29 protein-coding genes are annotated in these 25,608 nt (G+C 64.3%); 12 read left to right on the forward strand and 17 right to left on the reverse strand.

The window, feature by feature from the left end; genetic code table 11:
* Genes OQZ28_RS12545 through OQZ28_RS12555 form a run of 3 tightly spaced genes read right to left on the reverse strand, consistent with a single transcriptional unit; the run spans position 1 to position 1,795 of the window.
* Positions 1-873: a metal ABC transporter permease gene (locus tag OQZ28_RS12545; protein ID WP_458136319.1), complete on the reverse strand. Its 873-nt coding sequence runs from the start codon at positions 871-873 to the stop codon at positions 1-3.
* The gene (locus tag OQZ28_RS12550; protein ID WP_458136320.1) at positions 870-1,601 is read right to left on the reverse strand and encodes a metal ABC transporter ATP-binding protein; all 732 of its coding nucleotides are present in this window, start codon (positions 1,599-1,601) and stop codon (positions 870-872) included. Before OQZ28_RS12550 ends, OQZ28_RS12545 begins: the two co-directional genes overlap by 4 nt.
* The gene (locus tag OQZ28_RS12555) at positions 1,598-1,795 is read right to left on the reverse strand and encodes a hypothetical protein (RefSeq protein WP_130731224.1); all 198 of its coding nucleotides are present in this window, start codon (positions 1,793-1,795) and stop codon (positions 1,598-1,600) included. Before OQZ28_RS12555 ends, OQZ28_RS12550 begins: the two co-directional genes overlap by 4 nt.
* Before the next feature lie 112 nt (positions 1,796-1,907).
* Between OQZ28_RS12555 and OQZ28_RS12560 the strand changes: the two genes are divergently transcribed.
* The 3 genes from OQZ28_RS12560 to fumC all read left to right on the forward strand — a co-directional run bounded on the left by OQZ28_RS12560 (position 1,908) and on the right by fumC (position 6,995).
* The gene (locus OQZ28_RS12560; protein WP_458136346.1) at positions 1,908-2,537 is read left to right on the forward strand and encodes a LysE family translocator; all 630 of its coding nucleotides are present in this window, start codon (positions 1,908-1,910) and stop codon (positions 2,535-2,537) included.
* A gap of 492 nt (positions 2,538-3,029) precedes the next feature.
* A complete protein-coding gene (locus OQZ28_RS12565; RefSeq protein WP_458136321.1) occupies positions 3,030-5,375 on the forward strand; it encodes a TonB-dependent receptor in 2,346 nt (781 codons plus the stop codon).
* Positions 5,376-5,540: 165 nt separating this feature from the next.
* A complete protein-coding gene (fumC, locus tag OQZ28_RS12570) occupies positions 5,541-6,995 on the forward strand; it encodes a class II fumarate hydratase (protein WP_458136322.1) in 1,455 nt (484 codons plus the stop codon).
* Between the two features lie 258 nt (positions 6,996-7,253).
* On the opposite strand, the gene OQZ28_RS12575 is transcribed toward fumC, so the two are convergent.
* The 7 genes from OQZ28_RS12575 to OQZ28_RS12605 form a co-directional block, all read right to left on the reverse strand.
* Complete coding sequence (locus OQZ28_RS12575) at positions 7,254-8,465, reverse strand: SMP-30/gluconolactonase/LRE family protein (protein WP_458136323.1); 1,212 nt, start codon at positions 8,463-8,465, stop codon at positions 7,254-7,256.
* Positions 8,466-8,590: 125 nt separating this feature from the next.
* A complete protein-coding gene (locus tag OQZ28_RS12580; protein ID WP_458136324.1) occupies positions 8,591-8,905 on the reverse strand; it encodes an antibiotic biosynthesis monooxygenase family protein in 315 nt (104 codons plus the stop codon).
* Positions 8,906-8,918: 13 nt separating this feature from the next.
* Positions 8,919-9,179 (reverse strand): hypothetical protein, encoded by a 261-nt coding sequence (locus OQZ28_RS12585; RefSeq protein WP_458136325.1) that lies wholly within the window; start codon positions 9,177-9,179, stop codon positions 8,919-8,921.
* 37 nt (positions 9,180-9,216) lie between these two features.
* Positions 9,217-9,555, reverse strand: coding sequence for a hypothetical protein (locus OQZ28_RS12590; RefSeq protein WP_130731218.1), 339 nt, complete (start codon positions 9,553-9,555; stop codon positions 9,217-9,219).
* Between the two features lie 92 nt (positions 9,556-9,647).
* Positions 9,648-10,619: a TrbI/VirB10 family protein gene (locus tag OQZ28_RS12595; protein ID WP_458136326.1), complete on the reverse strand. Its 972-nt coding sequence runs from the start codon at positions 10,617-10,619 to the stop codon at positions 9,648-9,650.
* A complete protein-coding gene (locus OQZ28_RS12600; RefSeq protein ID WP_458136327.1) occupies positions 10,616-11,509 on the reverse strand; it encodes a TrbG/VirB9 family P-type conjugative transfer protein in 894 nt (297 codons plus the stop codon). The genes OQZ28_RS12595 and OQZ28_RS12600 overlap by 4 nt, the downstream gene beginning before the upstream one ends.
* A complete protein-coding gene (locus OQZ28_RS12605; RefSeq protein ID WP_458136328.1) occupies positions 11,506-11,712 on the reverse strand; it encodes a hypothetical protein in 207 nt (68 codons plus the stop codon). Before OQZ28_RS12605 ends, OQZ28_RS12600 begins: the two co-directional genes overlap by 4 nt.
* A 140-nt stretch (positions 11,713-11,852) precedes the next feature.
* Here OQZ28_RS12605 and OQZ28_RS12610 point away from each other — a divergent pair, with 140 nt between their 5' ends.
* From OQZ28_RS12610 to OQZ28_RS12620, 3 genes are all read left to right on the forward strand, one after another.
* Positions 11,853-12,566: a lytic transglycosylase domain-containing protein gene (locus tag OQZ28_RS12610; RefSeq protein ID WP_458136329.1), complete on the forward strand. Its 714-nt coding sequence runs from the start codon at positions 11,853-11,855 to the stop codon at positions 12,564-12,566.
* A gap of 165 nt (positions 12,567-12,731) precedes the next feature.
* Positions 12,732-13,268, forward strand: coding sequence for a DUF1269 domain-containing protein (locus OQZ28_RS12615; protein WP_130731213.1), 537 nt, complete (start codon positions 12,732-12,734; stop codon positions 13,266-13,268).
* A 146-nt stretch (positions 13,269-13,414) separates the two neighbouring features.
* Positions 13,415-14,542 (forward strand): L-dopachrome tautomerase-related protein, encoded by a 1,128-nt coding sequence (locus OQZ28_RS12620; protein ID WP_458136330.1) that lies wholly within the window; start codon positions 13,415-13,417, stop codon positions 14,540-14,542.
* 196 nt (positions 14,543-14,738) lie between these two features.
* Here the strand turns inward: OQZ28_RS12620 and petA are convergent, their stop codons facing one another.
* Entirely contained in the window at positions 14,739-15,374 is a 636-nt protein-coding gene (gene petA, locus OQZ28_RS12625; RefSeq protein WP_458136347.1) for a ubiquinol-cytochrome c reductase iron-sulfur subunit, read from the reverse strand.
* Between the two features lie 161 nt (positions 15,375-15,535).
* Here petA and OQZ28_RS12630 point away from each other — a divergent pair, with 161 nt between their 5' ends.
* From OQZ28_RS12630 to OQZ28_RS12640, 3 genes are all read left to right on the forward strand, one after another.
* Positions 15,536-15,721, forward strand: a complete 186-nt coding sequence (locus OQZ28_RS12630; RefSeq protein ID WP_130731211.1) for a YqaE/Pmp3 family membrane protein — start codon at positions 15,536-15,538, stop codon at positions 15,719-15,721.
* 10 nt (positions 15,722-15,731) lie between these two features.
* The gene (grxB, locus tag OQZ28_RS12635) at positions 15,732-16,376 is read left to right on the forward strand and encodes a glutaredoxin 2 (RefSeq protein WP_458136331.1); all 645 of its coding nucleotides are present in this window, start codon (positions 15,732-15,734) and stop codon (positions 16,374-16,376) included.
* A 117-nt stretch (positions 16,377-16,493) separates the two neighbouring features.
* Complete coding sequence (locus OQZ28_RS12640) at positions 16,494-16,703, forward strand: hypothetical protein (RefSeq protein ID WP_458136332.1); 210 nt, start codon at positions 16,494-16,496, stop codon at positions 16,701-16,703.
* 276 nt (positions 16,704-16,979) lie between these two features.
* Here the strand turns inward: OQZ28_RS12640 and OQZ28_RS12645 are convergent, their stop codons facing one another.
* The 3 genes from OQZ28_RS12645 to OQZ28_RS12655 form a co-directional block, all read right to left on the reverse strand.
* Positions 16,980-17,624: a hypothetical protein gene (locus tag OQZ28_RS12645; RefSeq protein ID WP_458136333.1), complete on the reverse strand. Its 645-nt coding sequence runs from the start codon at positions 17,622-17,624 to the stop codon at positions 16,980-16,982.
* A gap of 230 nt (positions 17,625-17,854) precedes the next feature.
* A complete protein-coding gene (locus OQZ28_RS12650; RefSeq protein ID WP_458136334.1) occupies positions 17,855-19,267 on the reverse strand; it encodes a cryptochrome/photolyase family protein in 1,413 nt (470 codons plus the stop codon).
* Between the two features lie 93 nt (positions 19,268-19,360).
* Positions 19,361-19,678, reverse strand: a complete 318-nt coding sequence (locus OQZ28_RS12655; RefSeq protein WP_408884454.1) for a hypothetical protein — start codon at positions 19,676-19,678, stop codon at positions 19,361-19,363.
* Between the two features lie 229 nt (positions 19,679-19,907).
* Here OQZ28_RS12655 and OQZ28_RS12660 point away from each other — a divergent pair, with 229 nt between their 5' ends.
* Positions 19,908-20,264, forward strand: coding sequence for a YidB family protein (locus OQZ28_RS12660; RefSeq protein ID WP_130731206.1), 357 nt, complete (start codon positions 19,908-19,910; stop codon positions 20,262-20,264).
* 104 nt (positions 20,265-20,368) lie between these two features.
* Positions 20,369-21,133: an SDR family NAD(P)-dependent oxidoreductase gene (locus OQZ28_RS12665; protein ID WP_130731205.1), complete on the forward strand. Its 765-nt coding sequence runs from the start codon at positions 20,369-20,371 to the stop codon at positions 21,131-21,133.
* Positions 21,134-21,242: 109 nt separating this feature from the next.
* On the opposite strand, the gene OQZ28_RS12670 is transcribed toward OQZ28_RS12665, so the two are convergent.
* Complete coding sequence (locus OQZ28_RS12670) at positions 21,243-21,452, reverse strand: hypothetical protein (protein WP_130731204.1); 210 nt, start codon at positions 21,450-21,452, stop codon at positions 21,243-21,245.
* A 166-nt stretch (positions 21,453-21,618) separates the two neighbouring features.
* Here OQZ28_RS12670 and OQZ28_RS12675 point away from each other — a divergent pair, with 166 nt between their 5' ends.
* Positions 21,619-22,470 carry an acid phosphatase gene (locus tag OQZ28_RS12675; protein ID WP_458136335.1) on the forward strand — a complete coding sequence of 284 codons (852 nt, stop codon included), beginning with the start codon at positions 21,619-21,621 and terminating at the stop codon, positions 22,468-22,470.
* A 98-nt stretch (positions 22,471-22,568) separates the two neighbouring features.
* On the opposite strand, the gene sodC is transcribed toward OQZ28_RS12675, so the two are convergent.
* Together sodC and OQZ28_RS12685 are read right to left on the reverse strand one after the other, a co-directional pair.
* Positions 22,569-23,129, reverse strand: coding sequence for a superoxide dismutase[Cu-Zn] (gene sodC, locus OQZ28_RS12680; protein ID WP_130731203.1), 561 nt, complete (start codon positions 23,127-23,129; stop codon positions 22,569-22,571).
* A 309-nt stretch (positions 23,130-23,438) separates the two neighbouring features.
* Positions 23,439-25,433: an AAA family ATPase gene (locus OQZ28_RS12685; protein WP_458136348.1), complete on the reverse strand. Its 1,995-nt coding sequence runs from the start codon at positions 25,431-25,433 to the stop codon at positions 23,439-23,441.
* Between the last annotated feature and the right edge of the window lie 175 nt (positions 25,434-25,608).

Genomic DNA, 25,608 nt, shown 5'->3' on the forward strand with positions numbered 1-25,608 from the left:
TCAGTGACTCCGGAAAGGGGATGAACCACCCCCCGCGCGGATGCCGGCGGGGGAGGTGATAAGGGAGAACAGGTAGGCCGCCGAGCAGGTGAGGATGATGCATGGCCCCGCCGCCAGCCGGAAATGGTAGGACACGAGCAGCCCCGTATAGCCCGCCAGCATGCCCACCGTGGCCGAGAGCGCCATCATCGGCACGAGGCGGCGCGTCCACAGCCGGGCGGTGGCGGCGGGCACCATCATCATGCCCACCGACATGAGCGTGCCCAGGGCTTCAAACCCGGCCACGAGGTTGATGACCACAAGGAACAGGAACACCATGTGGTACAGCGCGCCCCGGCTGCCGGTCATGCGCATGAAGCCGGGATCGACGCATTCCATGACCAGTGGCCGCCAGATGAAGGACAGCAGGCACATGCTGAGCGTGGTGATGCCCGCCATCAGGTACAGGGCAGGCCCGTCAATGGCGAGGATGGTGCCGAACAGCACGTGCAGCAGGTCGATGTTGGACCCCCGCGCCGAGACGATCAGCACGCCCAGCGCCAGTGAGGTGAGGTAGAAACTGGCAAAGCTGGCATCTTCCGCCAGGTGCGTGCGGCGGCTCACCAGCCCCGCCAGCAGCGCCACCCCCAGCCCCGCCGCGATGCCGCCCAGCCCCATGGCCGTAAGCGACAGCCCGCCCGCCGCCAGGAAGCCTATGGCGGCACCGGGCAGGATGGCGTGGCTCATCGCATCGCCAATCAGGCTCATGCGGCGTAGCTGCAGCAGCACGCCCACCGGCCCCGCGCCCATGCCCAGCGTGATGGAGGCGACCAGCGCGCGGCGCATGAAGCCAAAGGTGGCGAACGGCTCCCATAACCCGGCCAGCATGCTCATGCCGGGCCACCTGCCCACGGGGTGGCCTGCGGCGTGTCATACGCACGTTGCAGCGTGCCCGGCGTAAGGATGCGCGCGGTCTCGCCCCAGATGGCCTGCCCGCCCGAGAGCAGCACCACATGGGGGAAGCAGGTGCGGATCTGGTGCATGTCATGCAGCACGGCGATGATGGTGCGGCCCTGCGCGTGCCATTCGCGCACCAGTGCCAGCAGGTCCTGCGTGGTGGGGGCATCAAGTGCGGTGAACGGTTCATCGAGCATGATGACGGAGGCATCGGTCATGAGCAGGCGCGCGAACAGGAGGCGCTGGAACTGCCCTGCCGAGAGCGCATCGATCATGCGCCCGGCCTGCTTCTCCAGCCCCACGCGGCACAGCGCATCGGCCGCGCGCTGGCGCACGGCAGGGCTGGCCGCGCCAAAGGCCCCGGTCTGGCGCCATGCGCCACCGAGCACCATGTCGGTTACGCTGATGGGAAAGGCACGGTCAATGATGCGGGCCTGCGGCAGGTAGCCAAAATCCTGCGCGCGCAGGCCCCCGAGCGTAATCCTGCCCGTGGCCAGCGGCACCTCGCCCAGTATGGCGCGCAGCAGGGTGGACTTGCCCGCGCCATTGGCCCCGGCGATGGCCGTCATGCTGCCCGGCGCGAAACTGCCGGTCACATGCTGCCACACCGGCGTGCCGTGCAGCGTCACCCCCGCATCATCCAGCCCGATGGCGCCATGGCTCATGGCTGGGCCACGGCCCAGGCCACCAGCCCCCATAACAGGCCACAGGGCAGCGCCATGCACACCAGGCGCTGCCACCCCGCGCGGGCCATCCATGTAAGCGGCAGGGGCGTTGCCGCCTTTGGGGCAGGGTGGGGCATTGGCGTGTTGCTGTCCTGCGGGGCGTGGCGGGCGGCTGAGGGGGACGGGAATGGCATGGGAACGCCCAAAGTGTTATAATATAACATTCGTTTACAGCACAGGCTTGCCATCCGTCAAGCGAAGGCTGCATTGTTACGCCATGCGCATGGCATGAGCGGGGTGGAACGGGTGAGCTTTCATACATGGCTGCTGTTTGCCGCCACCGCCTTCGTGCTCTCGGCCATGCCGGGGCCGAACATGATGCATGTCATGTCCATCAGCGTGCGCCATGGCCTGTTGCGCAGCACGGGAGTCATGGCGGGGTGCATGCTGGCCATTGTGCTGGTGGTGTGCGCCTCCCTTGCGGGCATGGCGGGCGTGCTGGCAACGTCGCCCCGGCTGTTTGCGGTGCTGCGCGTGGTGGGGGCGGCGTATCTGGTGTTTCTGGGCGTGCGCGTGTGGATGGCGCGCGACAGTGAAGGCGAGGGCGCGCAGGCGGCGGATGCGTGCCCGGCCGCCCCATGGCGTGAGCTGTTCCGTGATGGATTCCTGACCGGTATCAGCAACCCCAAGCTGCTGCTGTTTGCCGCAGCCTTCCTGCCGCAGTTCGTCAATCCCGCTGCCCCGCACATGCCGCAATATGTCCTGCTCGTGACCACCTTCGTGTTTGTGGAGGCGTTCTGGTACCTGGTTTACGCGGGCGGCGGGCGCATGCTGTCGGCCTGGCTGCGCACGCCGGTGGTGCGGCGGGTGTTTGGCATCGTGACCGGACTGGTGTTCATGGGGTTCGGGGCCATGCTGCTGCTGGCGCGCGTCTAGGAAACCTGTTGTCAAACAGCTTGTGAAATAAGAGTTTCCGGGTGCCGCCTTTTTTCAAAAAATCATTTTCCTTTCAAGGTTTTTTGAAAAAATCTTTATCAAAAACTTTCTGGCTGATGGCGTCTGGGGCGGATGGGCATGGCCTGCGCCCAAAGGGGCATGGTGGCCGGAAATGGGGCACCCGTTCCGCCGGCGTGCGGTATTGCGGTGCGGGCCGCTGCAAACGTCACGGGCGGCACGTATTTTTCAGTATCAATTCCATATAGTTGTGCCGTATCGCGCCGGGCTGGCTGCAAAAGCCGGGTTATCAGTGCGGTTGGTAAAGTAGGTATATCTATATACAGGAATATATAGACATCTGTATCTATAAGGACACAGTCATGCACTATGTGACGATTACGTGATTAATATATTTATGCTGATATAGACGCTGCGGCAGGCGGGTTATATACGCCCATGCATGTTCAACATGGCTAACGAAATGGAATCAGCATGGCCAGAATGACCGCAGGTATGGCGTGGATGCTTTCGGCCAGTCTTGGCGCACTGCTCATCCCCTCCGCTTACGCACAGGGCACCGGCACGGATGCGGACAAGGGCAGAAAAGCCCTCTCTACCGCAAAAACCACCCCCGCCGCCGATGATGCCGTAGGCTCCGCCAATGCGGAGGAAATGACCGTGATCGGCCACCACCGCATGGTGGCTGGTGCCGCGGCCAACTATAACAAGAAGATGGCCAATCTTGGCCCGCTGGGCACGCGCCGCACGCTTGATACGCCCATGTCGATCATGACCGTGCCGCATGACGTGATCGTCAACCAGCAGGCGCGCAACATTAACGACCTGATGCAGTACATCCCCTCGGTGCAGCTTGAAACGCGCGCCGACCCCGGCACCAGCCGCCCGCAGTCGCGCGGGTTCGAGGCGGATGTGATCTCCAACAGCCGCATCGACGGGCTGAACGCCTTTACGGTCACGCCATATGCTGCCGAGCAGTTCGATAACGTGCAGGTGCTCAACGGCCTTGCAGGCGCCATGTATGGACCCCAGAACCCGGCGGGCACGTTTGAATACGGCCTCAAGCGCCCGACCGACGAACGCATCAACCGCCTTGTGGTGGGTGTGGATTCCGTTGGCACGCTGATGGAAAACGTCGATGCATCGGGCCGCGCGGGCAAGAATGGCTGGTTTGGCTACCGCATCAACCTGCTGCATGGCGATGGCACGTCCTATGTGCAGGACAGCTGGGTGCGCCGTAACATGGTCAGCGCCGATTTCGATATCCATTTCGACCGCGATACCGTGCTGGAACTCGATGCCAGCCATTACACCTTCGATGAGCGTGGCATGCCCGCGGGCGTCAACCTCAAGGGCTATAACCTGCCCGAGGCCCCTGACCTGAGCAAACCCCATATGGGGCAGGACTATTCGGGCTACAATTCCGAGAACAACGTCTTCCTCGCCAAGCTCAAGCACCGGATCAATGATAACTGGAGCTTCGTCATCGGCGGGCTGTACCAGGATTCCGGGCGTCAGGTGTTTGAATCAGCTGACTCGCTGATCAACAATTCCGGTGGCTATACACAGTCCCTCTCGGCCGCCACCACGGTCAATGACTTCAAGGTCGGCAGTAACATGGCCTATATCAACGGCCATGTGCGCACCGGTTTCATCAGGCATGACCTGGTCATTGGCACCAACGGCTACATGGAAGGCGGCTACAACCCCCTGAGCGGGCAGAGCTATACCGATATCAAGTCGGGTTCGCTGAATAACCCCACCGTGGCGGCCAATGGCCCGCAGCCCTATTACAGTGGCAAGTATGAATCGCAGTACGTGCGCTACCAGTCGATGATTCTGGGTGACACGGTGCATTTCAACAAGCACTGGTCGGTCATGGGCACGCTGGCATGGAGCTGGCTGGATCAGGACGCCACGAGCACCACGACGGCGGCCAAGAACACCACGAGCATCGAGAACGGCTATACCGTCACCACCACCCATCTGGCCAAGGGTGCCACCACCAACAGCCGCGCCAATGCGGCCTTCAGCCCCATGGCCAGCCTGGTCTACAAGCCGACCGACAACCAGACCGCCTATTTCACCTATGGCCGCTCGCTGCAGGCGGGCACGACCGCCCCGGCCGATGCGCTCAATGCCAATGGCCTCACATCTCCCGTGCATAGCGAGGAATATGAGGTGGGCTACAAGATGCAGTGGCGCCAGATGCAGTTCAACGTGGCGGGTTTCCGCGCCACGCGCAGCTATGCCTTCTATGAAGGCAGCAACACGCTGTATGGCAATTTCGGCACGCAGCGCAATTATGGCGTGGAGTTCCAGGCCATGGGCCACATCACGCCCCGCCTGTCGGTTATCGGCGGCATGACGTGGATCGATGCCGAGGTGACGCACGCAGCCTTTGCCGCCCTCAACAACAAGGAAGTTGTGGGTGTGGCCCCGCTGCAGGCCAATGCGCTGATGGATTACCGCATTCCGTTCCCGCGTGGCTTTGCGCTCAATGGCCTGGCGGTCAATGCCAACGTGCATTACACGGGCCGCCGCGCGGCGGATATTACGAATTCGACCTATGCTGGCTCTTACGTAACCCTTGATCTGGGCATGCGTTATCCGTTCCGTGCGGCAAAGCATCCGTGGATGGCCCGCTTTGGCGTGACCAATGTGGCCAATGAGCGGTACTGGTCCTCGGTCTATAATGGCACGGTGTCGAGTGCCGGTGTCACGACCAAGGATGCCACGGCCACCTCGCTCAACAGTGGCAGCGCCGCCTATGCCGGTATGCCGCGCGCCTTCCACTTCACGCTGGAAGCCGACTTCTGAAAACATCGTTCAAAAAACAGTAAAAGTTTCCGGGTGCCGCCTTTTTTCAAAAAGGCGGCATTCTTTTTACAAAGTGCCACGCACCCGCTTGTGATGGCGGGCAGGGGCGCGAAAAGCGGGTGGTGTGCCCATATTCCCTTCAGCCATAAGGGAAGGAACGCCACCATGACCGAACCCACGACCCCGACATTCAAGGCCTGCCCCATCGGGCTCGATGCCACCGGCACCCGGCGCGAGAAGGACTCGATGGGCGCGATCGATGTGCCCGCCAGCCATTACTGGGGTGCCCAGACGCAGCGCAGCCTCGTGCATTTCTCGATCGGGCGCGACCATATGCCCATCGAGGTCTGTCGTGCCTATGGCATCGTGAAAAAGGCGGCGGCCCAGGTCAACGCCGCCGATGGGCGCATGCCGCAATGGAAGGCCGACGCGATATGCCGCGTGGCCGATGAGGTGATCGCGGGCAGACTCGATTCCGAATTCCCGCTCTTTGTCTGGCAGACCGGCTCGGGCACCCAGACGAACATGAACGTGAACGAGGTCATCGCCAACCGCGCCATCCAGTGCCTTGGTGGGGTGGTTGGCTCAAAAAGCCCCGTTCACCCCAATGATGACGTGAACATGGGCCAGTCGAGCAATGACTCGTTTCCCACCGCCATGCATGTTGCCACCGTGCTTGAAATCGACAGCCTCCTGCTGCCGCGCGTGCGGGAGCTGATCGAGAGCCTGCGCAGCAAGGCGGAGGAATGGATGCAGGTGGTCAAGATCGGCCGCACCCACCTGCAGGATGCCGTGCCGCTTACGGTGGGGCAGGAATGGTCGGGCTGGGCCCAGCAGTTGGAAGATGCGCTTGAGGCGGTCGAGGCCGCGCGCCCGGGCCTGTTGCAGCTTGCGGCAGGTGGCACGGCGGTGGGCACCGGGCTGAACGCCCCGCCGGGCTTCAGCCGGGCCATTGCAGGGCGCATTGCCGCGCTGACGGGCAAGCCCTTTGTCACTGCACCCAACAAATTCGCGGCCCTTGGCGGGCTGGATGCCATGGTGCGGGCCTCGGCGGGCCTGCGCGGGGTGGCCGTGACCCTGCTCAAGATTGCCAATGACATGCGCCTGCTCGGCTCCGGCCCGCGCTGCGGGCTGGGTGAGCTGCACCTGCCGGAAAACGAACCCGGCTCCTCCATCATGCCCGGCAAGGTCAACCCGACCCAGTGCGAGGCGATGGTGATGATCTGCACGCAGGTGCTTGGCAATGACGCCACGGTGGCGTTTGCGGGCAGCCAGGGCCAGCTTGATCTGAACGTGATGCGCCCGGTGATCGTGGCCAATGTGCTGCATGCCATCCGCATCCTGGCCGATGGCTGCCACAACTTCCGTGTGTTTTCGGTAGAGGGCACGACGCTCAACCGCAAGCGCATTGATGCTTACGTGGCGGGCTCGGTCATGCTGGTCACAGCCCTCAGCCCCGAGATCGGTTACGACCGGGCATCGGCCATCGCCCATCAGGCCATGGAGCACGACATCAGCCTGCGCGAGGCGGCATTGGCCTCCGGCTTTGTCGATGAGGCCACTTTCGACCGCCTCGTCCGCCCGCTCGGCATGGTGGGCAAGGGCGTAGGCGGGGCCTGACAGGATAAAAGTTTCCGGGTGCCGCCTTTTTTCAAAAAGGAGGTATTCTTCGAAGTCTGTTGAAAAAAGCTGCACCCGGATGATGCCTGCCTGCGCCGTAGCGCGAACCCTGACGGTGATCCTTTCCCGAGGGTACGAAAAGGGATAGGTAAAAAGGGCGCTTTGGTTGGTAGTTTCTTTGACAGTAAAATAAGGATGTGGAATCAATAGGTTCCACGAAGAGTGTTCCCCGCACACGTGGGGATTAACCTTTATCATTTACGAAGGCGCAGCGCCCTGCGTGTTGACCTGCAGCGTGAACAGCGTATCGCCCGCGCACATGAACACCACATCGCGCTTGGGGCCGCCGAAGGTCAGGTTCGACACCCCGCGTGGCAGGCGGATGCGCCCGATCATGTGGCCGTGGGGGTTGTACACCACCACGCCGCACAGCCCCAGCGGCCCGTTGGCCCCGCACCACAGGTTGCCGAAAATATCGGTGCGCATGCCATCGGGAATCATCGCGTGCCCGTTCAGCATCATGTCGGCAAACGGACGGAGGTTGCGCACCTCGCCGCCTGCCACGTCGGCGGCATGGATGCGCCCGTCGCCGCCATGGCCGTCCTGCCCCGGTCCCGGCCCGTCGGAGATGACATAGACAATCTTGCCATCGGGCGAGAACGCAATGCCGTTGGGGTCGGGCAACTGCTTTTCGGTCAGCACGGCCTTGACCTCGCCCGTGGCCGGGTCGATGCGGAAGACATGGTCCTCCTGCCGCCGGCTGCCGCCAAACTCGGTCATGACCTCGCCATCAAGGTTCCAGCGTTCCACGCCCTCGCGGTTGGCGGGGTTGCCCGGCGCATCGGGGTGGCCTTCCACGATCGTGTCGCCATAGCCGGGATCGGTAAACCAGATGCTGCCATCAGGGTGGACGGCAAGGTCGTTGGGCGAGTTGAGCGGGGCGTTATTGTAGCGGTCGGCCAGCACGCGGCATGAGCCATCATGCTCCCAGCGCACCACGCGGCGCAGGCCGTGCTCGCAACTGACCAGGCGGCCTTCATTGTCAAAGATGTTGCCGTTGCTGTGATAGGACGGGCTGCGGAAAAGGGAGACGGCCCCGTTCTCCCACAGGTAGCGGTACTGCACGGCGCGGATCGTATCACTCAATAGCAGGAAGCGCCCTTCGCTGCACCAGGCCGGGCCTTCCAGCCAGCCGCCGCCGCGCCATGCCAGTTTCAGCCCGGCATTGGCATAGGCCAAATTGCCAAAGCTGGGGTCGAGCACCAGGATATCGGGGTCGGGCAGGGGCGTGACCGGCGCATCAGCGCCCCATTGCCGCGGCGGGTTCGAGACCACGCTGGGCGGCTGGGGCAGGCTATCGGGGCTGGCGGCCCGGGCGCGTTGGCCGATGGTCCATAATCCGCCTGCGGCCAGCCCTCCGGCAAGCATGGCCCGTCGGCCAGGATTGAACGGATGGATGACTGGCGGCATGGCGGCCTCCCTTTGATGATGATGGATCACGACAGGACAACCCGGCCCCCTGAAGGGGCCGGATAACGCCGGATGAATGTTGATCCTGAAAGTTTATGGCGAAGTTTTTTTTTAAAAGACGGCTTTCAGTTCGTGATATCCTGAAGCACTTCAAAGCCCTCGAACACCGGCGGCCCCGCCATGAGCGGCTTGCGGTTGCCTGCATGCGCGTGTGCCGCGCGGAACTGCTCTGACTGGGTCCAGCCCACAAAGGCCTCATAAGATTCCCATACCGTGTGCGAGGCATAGAGGATGTAATCCTCATGCGTGGGGCCCTTGAGGAACTGGAAGCTGACAAAACCGGGCACGGTGCGCAGATGCACCTCGCGGCCCAGCCAGCGCTCACGGAATTCGGCCTCGTTCTCGGGCGGGATACGGAAACGGTTCATGGCGATGTACATGTCTGGCTTCTCCTCAAAAGCTGTTCTGAAAGCCTGGCTGCGCCCCGGCTGGCGGGTGCGCCGTAGGGGCAGGGTAACGCATGGCGCGCGCCTTTTCACCCGCCTTGCAGGGCATGGTGCGGCAGAGCCTGAAAATAAATCCTTGATAAAAAACTGATAAAAGTTTTTGGGTACCGCCTTTTTTCAACAAGGCGGCATTTTTCGAGGCTTTTCGTAAAAAGCAGCCGTAAGGGCGCACCATGCGCAGCGGATCAGGTGAGGGGATATCGAACACCTGCAGCCTGCCCTGCCATCCGGGCCAGGGCGGCCCTTCAGCGCCGTTCTGAATCTGCGCCGCTGCCCTCATCGGTAATGCCCGCGCGTGAGGGCGCGTCCGAGCCCGGTGCCACCGTCCGGCTCATGCGGGCAACACCGGCATCATCGCCAAACCCCTTGGCCGCGACGCGGCGGCGGGGGGCGGGGTTTTCCATCAGCACGGTGGCGAGCGCCTCGGGGTCGGTGCGTTCGGCTTCATCAAACAGCTCGTCGGCGCGGGCCTGGTCGCCCGCGCGTTCGGCGCGCAGGCCCGCCTCGGCCAGATGGCGGGCGGTAGCGTGCTTGTTCCCGCCGTCATCACCGGGGCGGTCATCATCATTCATCGAGCGTGGCATGGGCCTGCCTTTCCTGTCGTGTTACGGGCCGCGCGTGGCCCATGGGCAGACAACACGCGGGGCGGGGTCATGGTTCACCCCGGCCTGCATGGCTACTGCTCGGCCAGAGTATAGACGCTGCTGAAGTCGAGATCGCGCGCCACATAGATCTGCACCATGTTGCCCTGCTGCACATACAGGCTGGGCGGCACGTTGCTGGTCTGGGCAAGGATGACCTTTTCCACCTCGCTCACAACGGAATTGGTGTTGTCGCTGCTGGTGGTGATGCTGGTGGTGCCCGGCTTGGAGGCGAGGTTGGTGATGGCCTGCACCATCATCTGTCCCACATTGGTGATGATCGAGACCATGATCGCATCGCCAAAGCGCGCCCAGAAATGCGTGTCGACCTTGCCCTTGACCCCGCTGCCGCCTAGCGGCGTGGTGCCGGGGCTGAGCAGGTCGATGCTCACGCCCTCGGGGTTGCGCAGGCGCAGCCAGTTCACGAAAATACGCTTCTGGCCATATTGCAGGGCGGATGTCACCTCGCCTTCCGCCACCGCCCCCTTGTCGATCAGGCGCACCTTGCCGTTGATGGAATAGACATCATGGCTGACCCGGCAGGTGACCAGCCCGGGCAGGGTGGTGTTGATCTCGTTGATCGTGCCGCACGGGATCAGCGTGCCCTTGCCCACGATCAGGTTCTGGCCATGCATCAGGCTGGCATGGGTGGTGGGCGTGCCCTCGGGCTGCAGGCGGGTCAGGAGCGGGTTATCGGTCTTGGCTGCCGCCGTGGCTGCAGCAGGTGTTGCCGCCGGTGGCGCGGTGGTATCGGCTACCGGGGTGGCGAAGGTGAAATCATGGCCCAGCCTGCGCTTCATGGCGGCGTCTTCCACGCTCTCTACCGTTGCCGCGGGCGCTGCCACGGGGGCAGGCGGCGTGCCGGGCGGGCAGGAAGCCTGTCCCTGCCCATCAACCATGACGGTGCTGCCGGGGCATTTCAGGGTAAGGTGGGCTGAATCCTGCGCGTGGGCGGGGCAGGCGAGTGCGCAGAGTGCCAGCGCACAGGTGGCGGCCACGCGCCTCATGATGCCCCGTCGCGCACGACCCGGCGCACCATGGGCGAGATGGTGCCGCCCGGCGCACTGCCCAGCGAGGGATTGAACCCGTCATTGACCACGCCAATCACGAGGCTGCCGTAGCGGATGCGCCATTGCCGGGCGGTCATCTGGGCGGCGAGGATATTGTGGTCACGCCCCAGCACCACGGCGTTGACCACCGTTTCCTGCCCGCTTTCGTTCATGACATACAGCGTGGGCAGCACCCCGTTTTCAGGGAAGCGGAAATAGGTGAAGCGGTAGTCATCCCACACGTTCAGGGGGGCTATGGCACGGTCCTGCGTGCCATCCGAGCGGCGATAGGCGGTATTGTGCGGCCCGTCGCCATAGGGGTCGGCCAGTGCGGCCTCGATGTGGCGTGCGCGCGTGGCGGCGGCCTTTTTGCCGCCGTCCTCATCGGGGTAGACATAGGTCAGCTCCACCGTGGCCTGCGCCAGCGCCCACGGCGTGGGGGCGAAGACGGTGCGCATGTGGCCATCCGCCCCCTTTTCCTGCCGGCCGCCCACGTAATGCAGCAGGATATGGTAGGTGCGGCGGTCGGTCACGATGGCGAGGTTGGTGTCGCTCTCCTGCGCCTTGGGGCGGATGAAGCAGTGGTTCTCGCGGCAGGCGAAGGACCAGCCGCCTTCCTCGCCAAAGGCGTGGGTGACGTAATGCTCGTCGGGGGCAAGGGTGATGTCGGTCGCGATCCCCACCACGCCGTCGACTTCCACCGTATCACGCGGGTTATAGATGACCGACTTGATGCGGTAGTCATAGGGTGATGCGCTCTTGCGCCCCGTTGCCCCGGCAGGCGGGGGGCACACGACCGGCGCCATGAGGGCCGCCACCATTGCCATGCGCCATGGGGTGCGGGTCATGGGCGGGCTTCCTGTGTGGCGGAGTCTGCCGCGGGGGTCATGGCGCGGCCCGAGAGTTCAGGCGGCGGGGTGCGGTTGACCGGCACCAGGTGCCACATGCTGGGCTGCGTGACATGGCCCGGCCGGGGCGTGCAGCCCGCCAGCAGCAGGCCCGTCGCCACGATGCCAAGTTGCGTGCCCACAGGCCACAGGCGTGAAAACATACGGATGGCCCTGCTCACAGGCCGGGCAGCCCGACCCTGAACCGGACCGCTACCGATTGCTCAAATCCGTCTCTTGACACCGTTCGCATGCGAAAATGATAAAAAAGCCCCCTGTTATTGGCAAGTCCGGGAAGGAAGAAATGCAGCGCCCGTTCCTTCTCGCGCTTCTGGCGTGGCTTTCATGTGGCCTGATCGACCCGGCGGGGGCAGGCGTGCCCGCTGTGCCACTCGCTACGCTTGCGCAAAGCTGCGCGCCCGATACCGCGCCCCGCACGCTCATGCTGCTGGCCGCCCAGGAATCAGCGGGCGTGCCGTGGGCCATTCATGTCAATGGTCCGTACCGCCTGCCCCGCCCACCCGCGAGTCTGGCCGAGGCCACGGCCACCGTGCGCTGGCTGGCCGCCCACGGGCATGATTTTGATACGGGACTGCTTCAGGTCAACAGCCGCAACGCCACGCGGCTGGGGCTGGACCCCACAGCCCTGCTCGAGCCATGCCGCAACCTGCGCGTGGCCAGCCTGATCCTGCATGAATGCTACCGCGCCGCCCTGCCCGGTGCGGCCAGCCCCCAGGCTGCGCTGCGTCATGCGCTGAGCTGCTACAATACCGGCAGCCCCACGCGGGGTCTGCGCAACGGCTATGTTGATGGCCTCCTGGCCCGCGCGGCCCGGCCCGCCGCCCCGGAAACGCTGATGATCCCGGCGCTCGAGGCCCCGCCCGCGCCGCCCGGTGGCGCACCGCCGCCACAGGCGCCACCCCCCGCCGACCCGCCCGGCCATGACCCGCAGGGCGATGGCGCGCCGGGGCAGGACGCCTTTACGCATGCGCCGCGCGATGTGTTCACCCCACCCTAGAACCCTAGAACCCTAGAACCCTAGAACCCTAGAACTCTGGACATAGACCTGCATCGTGCAGGCGGCGGCCATGCCCAAAACCACCACGGCAGATGGGTGGCTTGCATGTAATATCAGAACCCTGATCCGCCACCATCGTGGTGGTAGCATGCAACGGAGTATCCCATGTCCGATCTGATCGTTATCGGCTTTGATAGCCAGGACGAAGCCACGGCCGCGCTGACCGAATGCAAGAAGCTGGAAAAGGAATACCTGCTTGACCTCGAGGACGCGGTTGTCGTGGTCCGTGGGGCGGATGGCAAGCTGCACCTGCAGCAGAGCATCAACCTTGAAAAGGTCGGTGCCTCCTATGGCCTGTTCTCGGGCGGGTTCTGGGGTGCGCTGGTCGGCCTCCTGTGCCTGAACCCGCTGGCGGGTTTTGTCGCTGGCAGCATCGTGGGTGCAGGTGCCGGTGCCCTTGCGGGCAAGATGTCCGATTACGGCATTGATGACAATTTCATCAAGTCGCTCGGCTCGACCATTCCCGCCAATACGTCCGCCCTGTTCGTGCTGGTGCGCAAGTCGCAGCCCGACAAGGTGCTGGCTGACCTGAGCCAGTTCAAGGGCCATGCCCGCGTGCTCCAGACCTCGCTTTCGCCCGCCAATGAAAGCAAGCTGCGCGCAGCCCTCGGCCAGATGGCCGCAGCCGCCCCTGCCGCCTGAAGATCTGTTCCCCGTATGGCCTTGGCGCCTGCGGGGAACAGCGCCATCAGAAGTTTATTTTCGGGTCATGCCAACCCGGTTATCCACGCCCTGTTTCACACGCAGCCGTGAACCATCCGCGCGGCGCGGGGTGATAGGGTAGGGGCATGCGCTTTCCCGGTTTCTCCCTGACCCTGCGCGGCATGGCCGTGGCGGGCATTGTGTTCACCCTTGGGCTTGCCAGCCCGTCGGGGCAGGCTTGCGCGCGTGCGGCGCTGCACACGGCCTGGACCTCGCAGCGCGTGCCCAATGCCGTGGCCGTGGCCGATAACGGGCGCATGTTCGTCTCGTTTCCGTATTGGGGTGGTGGCGGCGGTGGCCCGAGTGTGGCCGAGGTCGATGCGCAGGGCGTGCCCCATGCCTTCCCCGATGCGCGCTGGAACCATGCCGATGGCACGAAAGGCGACATGCAGCCCTTCGTGCGCGTCAATGCCCTGCGCATCGGGCCGGACGGACTGCTGTGGGTCGTGGATTCGGGCGATGCCAATGTCGGCGGTCCGCCCAACCCCATGGGGGGAGCGCCTGCGCGGCTGCTCGCCTTTGACATCACGACCGGCCAGCCCGTGCACATCATCTCGTTGCGCGCCAGCAGCACGCCGCACAGTTATATTGATGACATCCGCTTTCATAACGACACGATTTTCGTCACCGATGCGGGCGATCCCGCCCTCATCGTGGTCAGCCAGCGCACCGGCCGGCAGCGCCGCGTGCTGGCCCATGACCGTTCCACCACCGATGAACGCCCGATGTATGCCGAGGGCCGGCTGCTGACCACCGGCGGCCACCCCGCCCGCGTGCATGCCGACCAGCTCGAGGTCTCGCCAGATGGGTCGAAACTCTATTTCCAGCCCAGTTCAGGCCCGCTCTGGGTCGCTCCAACCGCCGCGCTGGAGAATCCGGACCTGCCCGCGCCCGATCTCGCCCGGTCTGTGCGGCTGTTCTACAACACGCCCACCACCGGCGGCACGGCCATCGATGGCGATGGCAACCTGTATGTATCGGATGTGAACCGGCTGCGTATCCTACGCCTGACCCCGCAGGGCAGGGCCACCACGCTGGTGCGCGACAGGCGGCTGGTCTGGGCCGATGCCATGTGGATCGACAGCCATGGCACGTTGTGGATTCCCGCCGTCCAGCTCAACCGCACCGCCAGCTTCCAGCCTGATGGAAAATCACGCCTGCGCCTGCCGGTTGCGATCTACACCATGGACCTGCACCTCAAACCGGTGCGCTAGGGCCATGTGATAAACGTTTTACCAGAAACCTTAGAGACTGTTTGAAAAGTTCGATCCGCAAACATTCAGAAATCATAAAGAAGTTTTTGGTGGAGCTTTTTTCAGAAAGCTTCGAAGAACGCCGCCTTTTTGAAAAAAGGCGGCACCCAAAAACTTTTATCAATGAGCTGTTTCCAGACAGCCGTTTACTGGTTTTTCAGAGCTGGAGAATGCTCGAGAAGTCAAAATCCTGCCCCACCGGGTTCTCGCCCAGCCGGATAACGGTCGGCGAGGGCATGCTGTACGGCGGCACGGGCAGGTTGTAGGGCGCGGGTGCGCCACGGAACACACGCCCCGCAAGGTCGAATTTGGAGCCATGGCACGGGCAGGCATAGCCGCCGGGCCAGCTGGCCTCGCCCTTGCCCTCGGGCAGCGGCCTGTAGGCAGGCACGCAGCCCAGATGGGTGCAGATGCCCACCACTACGCCGTAGCGCGGGTCAAGCGAGCGGTGCCAGTTCGTGGCATAGGGCGGCTGCTGGGTGTCGTGCGATGGCCCATCGCGCAGGCGGGCGGTCTGGGCTGCATCCTGCAGCACGGCCAGCGCCTCGGGCGTGCGGTGGGTGATGAATACCGGCTTGCCCTGCCAGGTCACGACAATCTGCTGCCCCGGCGGCAGGGCGGATATGTCCACGTCCACCGGCAGGTGGGCGGCGGCACTGTCACGTGGCGCGAGACTTTGCAGGAAGGGCCACAGGCATGCCCCTGCCCCCGCAACAGCCGTGGCAGTGGTCACAAGCCCGAGGAAATTCCGGCGCCCCCCCGGGGCGGGTTGTATGTCCGACGCGTTTTCCATCATCATGTTTTTACTGCGCTCCCCCGCCAAAAGGAAGAGGATACAGCACGCATGCGCCATCTTGCCCAAGTCGCGCCCGACAGGCAGGAATGTGATGGCGGTCCATCCGTGCGCGGTGTCAGGCCCGCTGCCCCGCCAGACCCTCATGAAAGGTATTGTCCATGCGCCTGATCCTGGCCCTCCTGCTGCCTTGGTTACAGTTTTTCACCATCGGGCGGCCCTTTGCGGGCATTGTGTGCCTGATATTGCAGGTTACCGTCATTGGCTGGATTCCCGCCGCCATCTGGTCGGTCTATGCGCTGAGCCAGTACACCACCGATCGCAAGATCGCGGCCATGAAACGCTGACGGGACCGGCATGAAGCTCTATATATACGACCACTGCCCCTTCTGCGTGAAGCCACGCATGATTTTCGACCTCAAGCACATCGCGGTGACCGATATCGTGCTGCTCAATGATGACGTGCAGACCCCCACCCGCATGATTGGCCGCAAGATGGTGCCGATTCTGGAACAGGACGGCCATTTCATGGGGGAAAGCATGGATATTGTCGCCCATGTCGATGCCATGGATGGCAAACCCCTGCTGACCGGCCCCACGCGCCCCGAAATCACCGCGTGGATGAAGGAGATGCACGAACCCTACCTGAACCTGACCTTGCCGCGCACGGCGGCAACGCCCCTGCCGGAATTCGCGACTACGGCGGCGCGGCTGTATTTCATCCGCAACAAGGAGGAGATGGTCGGCCCGTTCTGTCAGCGCCTGGCCGAAAGCCCGGCCCTGATTGCCCGCATCAACGCGGCGCTCCCCCGCCTGGCCGGGCTGATCCGTAGCCCTGGCGCAGTAAACGGCCAGCTTTCAACCGATGACATCCATCTTTTTCCCTTCCTGCGCAACCTGACGCTGGTGGCGGGCATTGTATGGCCTGCGCCGGTGCGGGCCTATGCCACGCACATGGCGCAGGCTACCGGCATCCCCCTGCTCGACTCCATGGCGGCCTGAGCCGGGATTGCGGCGCAAGCGCATGGCAGCCCCGCCGGGGCGCGGATGCAGGAAACTGTCAGCCTGGCCTGGCCGTTTTCCGTGCAGGACACGCCCGGCATCACAGGGAGGGATACCATGCCAGCATTTCACGATACGCCACCCCTCCCCGTCAGGCGGGGCGGCGGCACGCCATTCGAGGTCTGGGTGCGTCGGTCGCTGCATGCGCGATTCGACCGGGTCTGTACCGAAGACCTGCCCCATGAAATTCTGGTTCACTTCGCCCGGCCCGACCCTGTGGCACCCGCCCTTGGGGAACATGATAATGAAGCAGGACTGAATGGCTGAGTCCCTGACGGGACGGGCCGGTCAGGTGTGGATTTTTTTTACTGGAATCCGCCCGAGTCCCCTGCACAGGAAAGCGCTGGCGTAAAGAAGGGTGCAAAAAGAATCCTGATTATGGCGGTAAATAGCCATTTATTGTCGCTTTGCCGCAACATGAAACAGGATTCGCAAGATGAAATCTTTTACGCAGCCCTGTGGATAAGTCTGTTGACGCTTGCGGAGATCAGGCACCGGAATGCAGAGTCCTCCTTTTTTCGTGATTTGTTCTGGCGCCCTTTTTCAGCCCGGCAGGTGCAGGGTCACATGCGGCTGCCCGTTGGCCTGCCATTCGCGGCGCAGCTGGGGCATGGGCGTGCCTTTCATGGCCGTGGGGCAGGCGATTTGCCACGGGTTGCCATCAAGCCGCAGGGCAACCCAGCCCTCAATGGTGTCGCTGGCGGGCGCCTGCCCGACAAGGGTCATGTCCATCATGGGGTCGTAGGCGGCAAACTGCCGCTCATGGCCTTCAAAGACCAGCTTCAGCGTGGCGTGGGAGTCGCACATGCGCTTGAGGTCAACAAGCAGGCTGCCGCCATTTTTCATGCCCCTGTCAAACATCAGGGTGCCGCCGCCCGCCCGTATGTTCACCGGCAGCATGGTCACGCTCGTGCCCTGGGCATGGGCCACGATGATCGTGCCCCCATCGAGGTTCAGGATGCCTGCGTTCCAGCCGGCAAGTTCGGTCAGGGTCGTGCTCAGCCACGCGCCGCTACGCGCCACGATGGGGCATTCATTGCCCCTGCTGGCGGATATGCGGCCCTCCCTGCGGCACTGGGTCATGGTCTGGTGGAGCGAATCCATATCGAAATGACCGGATACAAGGGCCAGTTGCCCGTGTTCACAGGACACCGCCTGTACGGAGCCATGCCAGTTCCTGCTACCCATGAAATCCTGCCTCCAGATGCTACCTGCATGTCGCCAGCACTGGAGACATGATTAAAATATTGCCGTTTTTGAGATATTGATGGCTGTCAGCTGAAAAAATTCCGCTCGGGAAATGGCGGAAATCAGTTTCATATAATAATTAATACATAATATCTGTTACCGTTGGGGGGTATCCCTAGCACCATATGAAGCGGCTGTCCAATTATAGGTCAATTGGTCAATAATATGGGCTAGAGCGCTTTCCATGCGGCCAGCGCGCGGGCCCGCCCACCGGCCAGATCCACCACGGGGGTGGGGTAGCGTGTGCCTGCTGGCAGGTCGGCTTTCCATGGCGTGTGGATGGCGCGGCCCGGCAGGCGCGCGAGTTCGGGCACCCAGCGCCGCACATACGCGCCTTCGGGGTCGAATTTCTCGCCTTGCAGCACCGGGTTGAAAATACGGAAATACGGGGCCGCATCCAGCCCGCACCCGGCCACCCACTGCCAGTTGAACGGGTTGCTCGCCGCATCGGCATCCACCAGCGTATCGGCAAACCATTGTTCGCCCACCCGCCAGTCCAGCAGCAGGTGCTTGGTCAGGAAAGACGCCACGATCATGCGCACGCGGTTATGCATGCAGCCCGTGTGCCACAATTCGCGCATGCCCGCGTCGATGATGGGGTAGCCGGTGCGCCCGCGCTGCCAGGCCCGTAGCCCGGCGGGGTCGGTGCGCCAGGGCATGGCGTCGAATTCGGGCCGCAGGCTGCGCGTGGCCATGTCGGGAAAGTCGAACAGGGTGGAATGGGCGAAATCACGCCACCCCAGCTCGCTCAGGAAGCTCGCGCTGTCGCGGTCGCCCGCGCCGCGTGCGTCAACCGCGTGCCAGACCTGCCGGGGCGAGACATGGCCAAAGCGCAGGCATGGCGAAAGGCCCGACGTGGCGGGTTGGGCGGGCAGGTCACGCGCGGCGGCATAGCCGGGCAGGCGTTCCGCCAGAAATGTATCAAGCCGCTCGTGGGCCGCTGCCTCGCCGGGTTGCCATGTGGCGCGCAGGCCCGCCGCCCAGTCGGGCGTGGTGGGGCGCAGCGACAGGGCGGCCAGCTTCACGAGCCGGCTGGCCACGGCATCTGGCACCGGGGCGGCGGCCAGGGCGGTATTCAGGCCCTGTGGCACGGGCAGTGGCGGTAGCGGCGGCCCCATGGCCTGCACCGCCCGCCACCATGGCGTGAAAACGCGAAAGGGGCCGCCCTGCTTCGTGCGCACCTGCCATGGCTCATGCAGCATGTTGCCGGGATGGCTCCGGGCCATCAGGCCCTCGGCTTTCAGTGCGGTCTTGATCTCGGCATCACGCGTGCGGGCGGGGCCTGCGTAACGGCGGTTCCATTCCACGCCACGTGCGCCCAGAGTCCGCGCAAGCCACAAAAGGCTTTCCTGTTCCGGCCCCGCCATGAGGCATAACTGCCCGCCTTGCGTGCGCAGGTCGGCATCAAGGGCCTCAAGTGCCCCATGCAGCCACCATTTCTCGGCCCCGCCCGGCTTCAGCGCGGGGTCATGGATATACACGCACACCACCGGCCCCGCCGCCACGGCGGCAGACAGGGCCGGGTTATCTGCCAGCCGCAGGTCATCACGAAACCACATGATGGTGGGAGCATAATCAGCCATGACGACCCCGTTCCAGAAAATACCGGCTGTTTGTGTGGGGTACAAATGGCAGGCCGTCAAATAACCACCCGATTGCCGCTACCGGCCCTGCTTTCAGCGTGGGGCAGGGGGTGTGGGCGGCGGGGGCTGCGCGGGCGTGCCCGTGGGCCCGGATGGACCATCGTCCTCGAACATGGCCCGGCATTTGGGCGAGAGCTGGTCAAGCTTGCTTTCCAGGCATTCCGTCATCAGCTTTTCGTTCGGAATGTCGAGAAAGCAGAGCCTGAACACATCGCCCTTGCATGCGCTGGCCTGGTCGCCGCGCTCGGCCGCATGGGCGGACGACATGGCGCAGGCAACACCCGTGGCAACACAGACCAGGGCAAGCAGCCCATGCGTGGTGGAGCGCCGGGCATCGGGCAGGCGTCGCATTGCATTTTCTCCGTTATGTTTAAGGTCGCGTGGCCTTGCTGCATCACAGCGCATTGCAGTTTGCTACAACTGTCAACCCTTTTTGTCATAACAGGATCGGGAAGGGCGCGCTCCGGAAGTTCCCTGAAAAATACACGGCAGTCTTCATAAATCCGTGATGGCACGAATGCCGCCCTGCCTTCGTTGGCCTGTCATAACCACACCATCAGACCACAAAGGAGCATACACCATGGCTACCACCCGTACTGACCAGATCGGACAGGCCGCAGGCAAGGTTGCTGATGTGCTGACCGGTGCCCGCACCGATACATCGGGCCTGATGAGCGCGGTCATTGCCTATATGGGCAATGCCAACAGCCCTGGCCGCAAGGACCTGCATGCCCGCGCCCGCAAGGCCGGGCTGGAAGACCAGGTCACCCACTGGGAAAACCACCCCACCAACACATCGGTTGATGAAAGCGTGGTGACAACCCTGATCCCCGAGCCTGTCATTGGCCGGTTCTCGGATGAAACGGGGCTGTCACGCCTTGCCACCATCAAGGGGCTGGGCGACCTGCTGCCCCACCTTGCGCGACTGGATGGCTGATATACGCCGCCCGCCTGCAAACGGGCACGTTTTCCTGTTTGCAGGCGGGGGCAGGGGCCTATGATCCCTGGTATCGGACACCCCACAGCAGGCAGGATGATTCCATGAACAGTGCCCATTCCCCCGCCCCGGCCCAGACCCCCGGCGTCGTGATCGTAACGGGGGGCAGCCGGGGCATTGGCCATGCCATCAGCACCCTGCTGGCGCGTGAGGGGCATGCGGTAGCCATCAATTACGCCACCAACGCCGCCCCGGCCGAGGCGCTGGCCCGCGCCATTACCGAGCGCGGTGGCCGTGCGATGGCCATCAGGGCCGATCTTTCCCGGCCGGGCGAGATCCGCACCCTGTTCACGCGCGCGCATGAACTGGGGCCGCTATGGGGGCTGGTCAACAACGCGGGTGTGACCGGCACCAAGGTGCGGGTGGATGAACAGACCGCCGAGACGCTCGATGCGCTGTTCAACATCAATATCCGCGCCACCATGCTGGCGGCGGGCGAGGCGGTGCGCCGCATGTCCACCCGCCATGGCGGCAGGGGCGGCGTGATCGTGAACCTGTCTTCCGTTGCGGCGCGGCTGGGCGGGCTGCCGGGGCTGGTGCCCTATGCTGCCACCAAGGCGGCGGTCGAGACCTTTACGCGCGGCCTGGCCAATGAGGTCGCGCGCGAGGGTATTCGCGTCAATGCGGTGGCCCCCGGCCTGACCGCGACCGACATGGTCCCCCCCGAGACCGCGAAACTGGCCGAAACAGTGGTGCCCATGGGCCGCGTGGGCCATGTGGACGAGATTGCGCAGGCGGTGGCGTTCCTGCTTTCGCCCGCATCATCGTACATGACCGGTAGCGTCATGACGGTATCGGGCGGCCGGTGAAGCGATAAGGGCTTATGGGCGTCGCCTTTATTTCAGCAAAGGCGGCGTCTGCCGAAGCTTTTTGGAAAAAGCTTCACCAAAAACCGTTATTACTTTTCAATGACTTATTTTAAAGTGATGGCCCCCACATGCCTGCCACGAACAAGATGGCGCCAAGGGCCAGCATGGCGATATGGAACATGACCTGACCCGGCATGGCATCGGGGCTGATGTTCAGCCCGTGAATGAACTGCACGAGCACCAGCGTCAGCCCGATCACGCACAGCCCGATCCGCACGGGGCTGACGGTGGTGGGCCATATCGGGTTTCTGCGGTTCATCGGGGCGTGCCTCCAGCTTATTGGCGCAGCATGCCATAAAACCCGCCGGGGCAGAAGATGCCTCCGGCCCGTACGGGGCCGTTGCGGCATTTGCCCCTTCTGCGCCTCATGCTATGGGCAGGGTGTGGCCGTGGCCTGCGGCAAAAGGTGAACTGACAGGAACAAGATGCGTCTCGATCGTTCTGCCATGGCGCGCGGGCTGGCCGCCTGTGCCGCAATGGGGCTGCTGGCCATGCCGCCTGTGGCGGCCCGGGCGCATCCACACGCCCCTCATCATGCCACCCCTGTTCACCACCACCCGGCCGCGCAGGCCGATGTACCCGCAGGCCCACCTTTGCCTGACGGGCAGGTGTTCCTGCCGCCGCCGCCCGGCCCGGACACGGCGCAGCGCGCGGCCGATGCCTCCATCTTTGCCGCGACCCGCGCCCTTGAAGGCACGCCGCGGTGGAAACTCGCGCAGGCCGATAACCGTGATACGCCCGCGCATATGGTCTCGGCCTTTTCGTGTGCGGCGGGCTTTACCCTGCCGCCCGAGCAGTTGCCCGAACTCGTGGGCCTTGTGGCGCGGATCGAAAAGCGCCTCACACCAGCCGTCAATACCGAGAAAGCGCTGTGGAATCGCCCCCGCCCCTTTACCGAGGCTGAACTCCCGACCTGTATTCCGCTCCGCGCCGACCTCAAGCGTGATCCGTCCTATCCCTCGCTCCATGCAACGCTGGGCTGGGTAACGGGGCTGATCCTGTCCGATATCCTGCCTGATCGCACGGCCGCGATCATGCAGCGTGCCCGCGTGTTTGGTGAGAGCCGCGTGGTGTGTGGCGTGCAGTGGCAGAGTGATGTCGCGGCGGGTTGGCTCAATGGCGGCGTGCTGTATTCGGCCATGGAGCAGGATGACGGCTTCAGGCAGGAAATGGATGCCGCGCGGGCGGAGGTCGTGGCGCTGCATGCCACCATGGCCGCCCCCCCGGCTGCCGAATGTGCCATCGAGGCCGATGCCGCAGCCCATCCGCCCCAGTGACCGGAAGTCTTTGGGTGCCGCCTTTTTGAAAGGATGCGGCACCCGGAAGTGTTTATTGCCTCATTATGGTGGGCTGCGCCCCAACAGGGCCTGATTGGCTACCCGCCCTGATGAATGACGGCGCAGGCCACGCGGTCGCCCGCCCCGCCAATCGGCTGCGTACGGTAATCGTCGGGGTTGGCGTGGATGACAAGGGCGGACCCATCGGAATCGAGCAGCCCCGGGTGGCCGTCCGTGCCGTTAAGGGTCACCAGCGTCGAATACAGTTCGACCGTCGCGTTGCCGTCCTGTCCAACGAAGATGTTGGGCAGGTCTCCCGCATCGTTCGCATTGGCGTTCAGCAGGCCATGGACCACCGGCGTCGCGGCATGGACATGCGCGCCCGCATCGGTGAATTTCGGCGGGCCGCAGATGCCTTTTTCATGGAAATGCACGCCGTGCCAGCCAGGGATCAGCCCGGTGGCCTCGATACGCAGCAGCACCCCCTTCGGCGCCGCCGTCACATGGATCGACCCCCGCGCCGTGCCGTCCGTGCCCATCAGGGCGCCTGATGCCGTATCGGCTGCCCGGGCGGGGGTGGCGAACGCGGCGTAGCCGCTGGCAAGGGAAAGCAGGCCGAGGGAAAGCAGGCCAGAAAGGCGGAGACGTCGTGTGGGCATGGATGGATTTCCTTTTCGACGGAGGCGCGATGTCGCGGATGGGCACGTGATGGCGGGACCGCGACGCATCGGCCGGTTGCCCCGATGCCGCCCCCGGCCGCCATGTAACGGGCATGCAGTCTCGACCCATGCGCGGGGAACCGGAATCCAACTCTTTGTGAGGGAGGCGCATCCGCAACGAAAAACGGCACCGCCATGTTGCAGGCGATACGGGATGTGTCACGGTTTGATTCCGGGCCATGGGTTGGAGACTGTTTGAAAATCACTCATCGATAAAAAACGATAAAAGTTTTTGGGTGCCGCCTTTTTTCAGGAAAGGAAACCGATCTTGCGGTTGCCCTCGCGGCCCGCGGTTTCCGCGCGCAGGCGTTCGAGCAGTTCGTCGGGCGTGGGGTTTTCATCCAGCAGCCGCGCCCGGCGCAGCACCAGCGCGAAGTCGGAGGGCACAAGCGTGTGCAGATGCCGCAGGGCAGCGGGCGCCTCCTGCCCGAAAAAGCGCGAGAACGCATGCGCCGCCTGTACCGCGTTCAGGTAGCCAAAACGCGCGCGGAACAGGAAACGCCGCATGCTGGCCGGGTCCAGCTTCTCCACAAGGTTGGTGGTGCAGGCGAATGGCAGCGGGTGCTGCTCCATCCAGGTCAGCATCTCGTTGACCTGGCTGATCTCCCATGACCGCTCGGCGGAGCGGCGGTCGCCCAGAAGGCTGTCGGCCTCGTCAATGATCAGGAAGGCCCCGCTGTCACACGCCTCGGCAAAGGCTGCGGCAATCTGCTGCTCGCTCTGGCCCACATATTTGTCCAGCAGGTCGGAGGCGCGCTTTTGCAGCACCGGCATGTCCATCTCGGCGGCAAGGTGGCGGGCATAGGCACTCTTGCCCGAACCCGGCGGCCCGGACAGCAGCAGCGAGACCGCACGGGGCGCGCCGGGGCGGGCAAGGCGTTTTGTCAGCGCCTGCAGGTCGCAATCGGCGTTGATGAGGGTTGCGTCATAATCCGTCACGTCGGGCTGGGAGGGCATGGGCAACTGCCCGCCCGCGGCGGCGCGTGCAATGCCGGTGGCGATCAGGCTGGCCGTGGCCGAATCGCCGCCTGCAAGGTGGGTGGAGCGCAGGGCGTTGCGAAAGATGCCAGGGGCTGCCGGTATGGTGCGCGCAAGGTCGGCCGCATCCTGCGGGGCGAGGGCCACTTTTTCCTCGCGCGCCATGTCCTGCCACAGCCGTGTGCGCACGCCGATGCCGGGCTGGCGCACCTCGATGCACAGCGCCATGCGCCGGGCAATGGCGGGGCCGAGGGTATCGAGGTCGTTGGCGGTCCAGATCACCGGCGTGCCCCCTTGCTCGAGCAGGCGGTGGAAGAACACGCGGCTGTAGGATTGCGGCGCGTCGAACAGGCTGGAGGTGAACAGGTCCTCCGCCTCATCGAACAAAAGGATGGACTCGGTGTTGCGCAGCAGGCGCGTGCTGCACCGCAGGTCGGCCAGGCGCTCATGGCGCGAGGGTTCATCGCCCGCGCTGTCGGCCTCGCCCACGGGGTACAGCGTGGCCCCGATATGCCGCGCAAGGGTGGCGGCAAACTCGGTCTTGCCGGTGCCCGGCGGCCCGTAAAGCAGGATGTTGATGCCGCTGGCATGGGTGGCGACCGCCGCCCTGAGCAGCCTTGCCGCAATCTCGGCCTGCTGGCCCAGATGGGCGAAGGCTTCCCACGGCAGGGTGGCGGTGCGCGGCTGGCCGAGTAGCATGGAGCGGATATCGCCCACCACGCTGGCGCGGCGGTTCATCAGCGCCATCAGCCGGGGCAGGAGCGTGATGTCGCCATCCTCGTCCACGGTCATCAGCCCGCTCATGCGCAGCTGGCCATCGGGGGCGAGGGCGGTGGCAATCGCGTCCTCCTCCTGGCCGAGCAGCAGGTGCAGCAGCGGAATGTCCTCGCACAGGAACGGCCCGCGCGAGCGGTTCTCGCACAGGTCATCCCATAACTGCTCGAAATGCCCGTTCAGGCGGTAGCACATGGCAAGGCCCAGCACCTCGCTGGCCACACTGCCAAGGCCGGTGGCGTGGCTGAGTTCGTCAAGCCAGGCATCCACGTAGCCCCGGTCGTTCATGTGCTGGAGGCGGATTTCCTCAAGCGCATGGCCCAGGCGCTTCCATTCCGTGGCGGTGGGCGGGTTCTCGCCATCATGGCGGGGGGCGGCGGGCAGGTCCTTGTCGGGCAGGCCAAGGTCGGGCTGGGCCTGCACAACGCAGCGCACGAGGGCGCCGGCATCACGCGATCCACGATGGATCGACCCATGCAGTACGCACAGCATTTCCAGCAGGCGGCGCGTCTCGCCGCGTACGCGCGGCGAGCGGGGCTGTACCGTCCTGCGGCGGGGTGCCGGTCGTCTGCTTTTGGCCAATGCCATATATCGGGTCTCCTGCTATTCCTGCTGAATATAGGGAGTGCAGGCCCGGATGTCGTGGGGGGAGGAGAATATGTTTTCT

It is taken from the genome of Komagataeibacter sp. NFXK3 (genome assembly GCF_054182245.1).